5 protein-coding genes are annotated in these 6,213 nt (G+C 42.5%); 1 reads left to right on the top strand and 4 read right to left on the bottom strand.

The window, feature by feature from the left end; genetic code table 11:
* Positions 1-481 precede the first annotated feature (481 nt).
* Together pyrE and rph are read right to left on the bottom strand one after the other, a co-directional pair.
* Entirely contained in the window at positions 482-1,126 is a 645-nt protein-coding gene (pyrE, locus tag ACSSVW_RS16705) for an orotate phosphoribosyltransferase (protein WP_036973002.1), read from the bottom strand.
* A 23-nt stretch (positions 1,127-1,149) separates the two neighbouring features.
* On the bottom strand, positions 1,150-1,863 hold the full coding sequence (gene rph, locus ACSSVW_RS16700) for a ribonuclease PH (protein ID WP_036973003.1): 714 nt from the start codon (positions 1,861-1,863) through the stop codon (positions 1,150-1,152).
* Between the two features lie 180 nt (positions 1,864-2,043).
* On the opposite strand from rph, the gene ACSSVW_RS16695 reads away from it, so the two are divergent.
* Positions 2,044-2,904: a YicC/YloC family endoribonuclease gene (locus ACSSVW_RS16695; RefSeq protein ID WP_036973004.1), complete on the top strand. Its 861-nt coding sequence runs from the start codon at positions 2,044-2,046 to the stop codon at positions 2,902-2,904.
* Between the two features lie 105 nt (positions 2,905-3,009).
* On the opposite strand, the gene ACSSVW_RS16690 is transcribed toward ACSSVW_RS16695, so the two are convergent.
* Together ACSSVW_RS16690 and ACSSVW_RS16685 are read right to left on the bottom strand one after the other, a co-directional pair.
* On the bottom strand, positions 3,010-5,475 hold the full coding sequence (locus ACSSVW_RS16690) for a S8 family serine peptidase (RefSeq protein WP_454179747.1): 2,466 nt from the start codon (positions 5,473-5,475) through the stop codon (positions 3,010-3,012).
* Between the two features lie 99 nt (positions 5,476-5,574).
* Positions 5,575-6,213, bottom strand: a complete 639-nt coding sequence (locus tag ACSSVW_RS16685) for a response regulator (protein ID WP_454179745.1) — start codon at positions 6,211-6,213, stop codon at positions 5,575-5,577.

The raw sequence follows: 6,213 nt of genomic DNA, 5'->3' as shown, positions 1-6,213 counted from the left end.
TTACTACCTAAGTAGCTCGACTGTTAGAACTCAATCTGTACGAGTGCCCACACAGATGATTGCTTTATATTGTTAAAGAACGTTGCGATTAAAGCACTTCACTTTAACTCGCTAGGGCTGCGTATATTACGCCTTCCTATTTTTTTGTCAACACTTAATTTTGAGAAAATTTAACTTTTCGAAACTAAGTTTTACTTAACACCCTGAGCTGCTCTTGCCTCGCTAAGCGTTGCTCCGCTGCGCGTCGCGCCTGCCGTCTCAGTGGGGTCGCATTATAGGGAGATGGATTTTTTACGCAAGCACTTTTTTCTAAAAACTTTAAAAAAAAGGGCTTTTTCACCAATTCTTATCTAAACAGCACAAAAGTGAAACTTTATTAACGCTTAAATAACCTTTTTCCTTGTTTAAGGCCCACTAAATCAAAACAAAAAGCCCAGCTAATGTAGCTGGGCTTTTTAAAATTGATTAATCAATTAACTAATTATGCAATGCCGTATTGGTCACGATACGCTTTAACCGCGGCTAAATGCTCATCCATTGTGCCTTTTGCTTCTAGGTAACTAATTAAGTCTGCTAGTTTCACAATAGAGATAACTTTTGTTCCAAAGTCACGTTCAACTTCTTGAATCGCAGAAAGCTCAGCTTTGCCTTTTTCTTGACGGTCTAGAGCAATAAGCACACCACTTAAATCTGCACCATTATCTGCAATGATTTCCATTGATTCACGAATGGCTGTGCCAGCGGTGATCACGTCATCAACTAACATGATTTTACCTTTAAGCTCAGAACCGACTAATGTGCCCCCTTCACCGTGTGCTTTTTTCTCTTTACGATTAAAGCAATAAGGTACATCTTTATCGTGGTGATCCGCTAATGCAACCGCGGTAGTTGTTGCAATTGGAATACCTTTATAGGCTGGACCAAATAAAACATCGTATTCGATGCCTGCATCTTCCAGTGCCGCAGCATAAAAACGTCCCAAGCGAGCAAGATCACGACCGGTATTAAACAAACCTGCATTAAAGAAGTAAGGGCTAGTACGGCCTGACTTTAAAGTAAACTCACCAAATTTAAGCACCTGCTTTTCAAGTGCGAATTCAATAAACTCTTTTTGATAATCTTTCATTACTAAATTAACCTACTTCTAAATTATGCTAAAGCTTGCTTTTGAGCATCGATAATTTCACGGATAGAATGCTTAGCCAGTGATAGTAGCTCATCTAATTCATCAAACGAGAAAGGTTCCCCCTCGGCAGTGCCTTGGATTTCGATGATTTTGCCGGTTTCAGTCAAAATAACATTCATATCGGTTTCTGCTTCAGAGTCTTCTAGGTATTCAAGGTCTGTAATTGGTTGACCTTTATATACACCCACAGAAATAGCTGCAATCATATGTTTAAGTGGATTAGAGTTGATCATGCCTTTGCTGCGCATGTACGTCAGCGCATCAACAAGCGCAACACATGCGCCGCTGATTGATGCAGTACGAGTTCCGCCATCAGCTTGAATTACGTCACAATCAATTGTAATGGTGTTTTCGCCTAACGCTTTTAAATCAACCGCAGCACGTAATGCGCGTGCGATTAAGCGTTGAATTTCCATTGTACGACCGCCTTGCTTCCCGCGAGCTGCTTCGCGACCATTACGGGTATGTGTTGAACGTGGCAACATACCGTATTCAGCCGTAACCCAACCTTTACCTTGGCCTTTCATAAAGCGTGGTACACCTGCTTCAACAGTTGCAGTACACAATACTTTCGTATTTCCGAACTCTACTAATACTGAACCTTCAGCATGCATAGTGTAATTACGTGTAAATGTAACCGGTCTAATTTGGTTAGGTGTTCTTTCGCTTGGACGCATTAACGATCCCCTTAAATCTGAATTTGCCACATTATAAGTATATATACGTGTAGATGCCATGTTGATTTACATAATTAAATGAATGTGAAATATGCAGCTGAAAAAATTTCCGCTAGAGGTTAAAGGCTGATACGGTATAATCAACCAAATTTGTAAATAAATAACACTAGGAAATCATCCATGATCCACAGCATGACAGCTTATGCGCGTCGCGAAATTAAAGGCGAATGGGGCACTGGCACTTGGGAAATTCGTTCAGTTAACCAACGTTACCTTGAAACTTTTATCCGCGCACCAGAGCAATTTCGTGGGATGGAACCTGTTATCCGTGAACGTTTACGCAAACACCTACAGCGCGGAAAAGTAGAAGTTTTCCTAAAATTTGCAGCAAACCCAGCACATGTTGGTGAGCTGACAATTAATGAATCTCTGGCTGAGCAGCTTATTAAAAGCGCGCAATGGGTGCAGCAACAAAGCAATGGCGACATCAACCCTGTTGATATTTTACGTTGGCCAGGTGTGATGGAGGCTGAAGAGTTAGACATGGATAGTGTGAATACTGCACTGATCGCAGGCTTTGATGAAGTAATCGAAGACTTTAAACAAGCACGAGGCGATGAAGGCGCTAACCTTCACGAAATGATTGCAACCCGTTTAGATGCAATTTTAGAGCAAGTAGTCATTGTTGAGAGCCACTTACCAGAAATAGCTAAATGGCAACGCGATAAACTAAATCAAAAACTAGAAGAGTTAAAAACGGATATCGACGAATCACGTCTTGAGCAAGAACTTATTTACCTTGCTCAAAAACAAGATGTGGCCGAAGAACTAGACCGCTTAAAATCGCATGTTAAAGAAACTAAAAAAATCTTAACGAAAGGTGGCGCTTGCGGTCGTCGTTTAGACTTTATGATGCAAGAGTTTAACCGCGAAGCGAATACGCTTGCGTCTAAGTCAATTAACAGCGACATCACAAACGCAGCTGTCGAACTTAAAGTGTTAATTGAACAAATGCGCGAACAGATCCAGAATATTGAATAACTCTGTTGTTACTTTAAAATAAGAAAGACCCAGCTGTTGCTGGGTCTTTTGTTTAAAAACCACTCTACAGGGGAATAAAGTGGTATTAGCATCGGTGAAGGGAGGCTAATTATTGTAAAAACGTGTTGCAGCTACAGCATAGTCAGCACGCGTTACCGATTCATCACCATTGAAGTGTACGGTTACTTTTGGCTCTAAGTCGAAGCGGCCTTGGTGTACATCAAAGTACGCATTCAAAATGCCAAGATCTAGCGCCAGCTGTACATACCCTTTAAGGTGGTCAGGAATGGTATGTTGATCTTCCAGTGCATATCGCTCATCGTTGTAAACCACTGTAATATCACCGCTAAACGTAGCTGCTGTTTCTTGCAGTGCTAATGATTGCACGAGCGAGTAAGCAAGTTCACTTCGACTCACCTGCTCTGTTGGTGAAAACATCGTTGTATCAGTCAACATTACAGGCGCTTGATCTTGTGCTGTATTACGAAGCGCAGCCCCTTTTTGTGTTACTGCATTAATTGCTGCGCTATACGAGGCATCAACATCGGTATAGCTTACTTGTGTCGCTTTGTTTGATTGTCTCACTCCTGCGCCGAGTGTTAAAAAGTCGGCTAATTCTTGGCGAAGTAAAAAGTCATCGGGTTTAAATCCATTCTCTGTTGCATCGACTAACTGCTCACTCACTGCCATTTCAATAAACGCTTTTGCAGGGTGATCATCGGCTACATCATCAAGTCCAGTGTAACCATCTGTTTTAACTATTTTTACTTTTACAGGAATCGAGCCTGGCACAGCATAACCATTGGTTACACCGAGGGGGTCAACATCTACCCCAGACAAACCGCCAATACCACTGGCTTTTAGCACCCATTCGCCGGCTTCTGCTGGGGCTGTTACAGCAATATTTTGGCCCAGTACTGGCAACGCAATACTCGAGCCATAACGTTTACCCGAAGGACTGGTGAGTGACAACCCTACGGTGTTGTCAGAAACATTGGCACTCACCATCAACATTGACGCATCTGGGCTAACATTAATAAGGGTGCCTGAATTATCACCCACGGGGCTAAAATCAACGGTGTCATTGTACTCAGCCTGCACTGATGTTTGCGCTTGAGCATTAAAGTTACGGTTAAGTTTAGTCGTGGTACCAAATTCACGTTGTTGATCAACCACTGACTGTAGTGCGGCATAAGCATTTGCATAGCCTGCCCCGACTTCCCAGTCTTCAAGTCCGGGCATATTTGTCGCGGTTTCTTGTAAAATGGTTTTCACCTCACGCCATGTCAGGTTTGGATTCGCCTCTAACATCAGCGCGACAATACCTGAAATATGTGGTGCAGCCATTGAGGTGCCGCTCATTGATGTGTAATACGGCACATGATTAATATCCATAATTTCACTGTCATCAGCTAGACTCAAGGTGCTCAAGCTTGAAAGTGAAGCTCTTGCTGAAATAACATCAACACCTGGCGCCGTAATTGTTGGTCTATCTTGCCATTCGAGCTGTTCACCATTAATGCTAACAACGCCACCTTTACCTTTCACACCGCGAGAACTAAAGCTGGCCAAATTACCGGTTTTATCACCGGCTGCCACAGTAATAACCCAAGGTGCTTTTTTGAAATTGCCGGTAATCGTGCCTTCACCGCTTCCTGAGTTACCCGCTGAGAAAACAACAATTACCCCATTGTCTGCCAACTTTTTGGTTGCGATATTTGTTGGATCATCTGGGTTAAAATCTGTGCCTGTGTCGCTTGTATTACCAAACGAGTTTGAAATAACACGAATGTTATAATCGAATTGATGTGTTAAAGCGTAATCAAAACCACCCAGTGTATCTAGAATAAATAAGCCCGCACCCGACCCATAACCGATAATTTTTGCACCCGGCGCGACCCCTTGATACTTACCACTCGACATTGCACCATTACCACCAATAATGCCCGCTACATGTGAACCATGACCGCCTGCAATATCAGTGTTATCAACGTCTTCTTGGTAAGTAATGGGTAATACACTCGACAACGAGTTTAAGTTTGTTTGCGCAAGCACGTTTTGTACTACGTGGTTAGGGTATTTGATGTCGCCATGCGTTCCATCCACCCCTGAATCATTAACGACAACACCAATGCCGCGACCAGAATACGGCATGCCTTTATGTCGTAAAGAGCTATCGGCACGTAATCGGTCAACACCAGTAATTTGAGTTGAACCATCATTTTCTAGTGATAGTGGCGCGTTGTACCAAATTGAACGAACTTTGTCTGATGTGTAGATAGCCTCGATTTGAGCTTTAGTTGCCGTAATACCGACCATAGGCAGGCTTTTTAAACTCACACCGCCTAACACACCTGCCGACTGAATGACGCTCATCAGTTCAGAGTCGACCGCTTTATTACCTTCAAACGTAACAATAACTTCGAACACATCTTGTTCTGTTGCTTGGGTCAGTAACTGACTAATTTCTGGCCCCAAAGATTTAGCTGATAAATTCAGTGACATTAAGCTTAGTCCTGCGCCAACAAGACCCGCGAGTAGTTTTTGTGATTTTAATTGAGTGTTAAGCATGAGAGTAAACCTTAATTTGTTTTGACTCTCTCAGCATGGCAAACACGCAGGCTTTTAAAAATGGGGGAAAACCCCTAGAGCAAGAAGGTTAAAACACCTTTATATGAGTAAATTATATTTTGCAGCGTAACGGACCAGTTCAGCCGCATTGGCGACTTGTAACTTATCAAGCACTTTACCACGATGATTTTCAGCCGTTTTTACACTGATATCTAATGAGCGAGCAATGTCTTTGGTGGTTTTACCTTCGATAATAAGATGAAAAACTTCACGCTCACGACTGGTTAAATTACGATAAGGGTCATCCCAGGTTTCAGCCGGTTTTAATGACATGGTTGCTAATACACTGGCAGCGTATTGGCTAAAATAGGTTTTCCCTTGAGCAAGTGCTTTTACGGCATCAATAAGCTCATCACTGGCGCTGTCTTTTAACAAGTAACCAGATGCACCAGCTCGCACCATATGTATTACGTATTCTTGCTCTTCATGCATGGTTAACACCAGTACTTTAGCCTCTGGTAAATGCTCATGAAGTCGTTTAACCGCTTCCATGCCGTTTAATTCTGGCATGCTAATATCAATAACAATCACCATTGGCTTTAATTCAAGTGCTTTTTGTACGGCAGATAAACCATCTGCCGCTTCAGCAAGTACTCGAATATCAGGGTCATTGCTCAGTAAACTCACCAGACCTTGGCGCAAAATAGTGTGGTCATCAGCAATCAGTACGCTAATCAT

Source organism: Pseudoalteromonas sp. MBR-15 (assembly GCF_053628915.1).
This window is presented reverse-complemented; position numbering and strand designations above follow the sequence as displayed.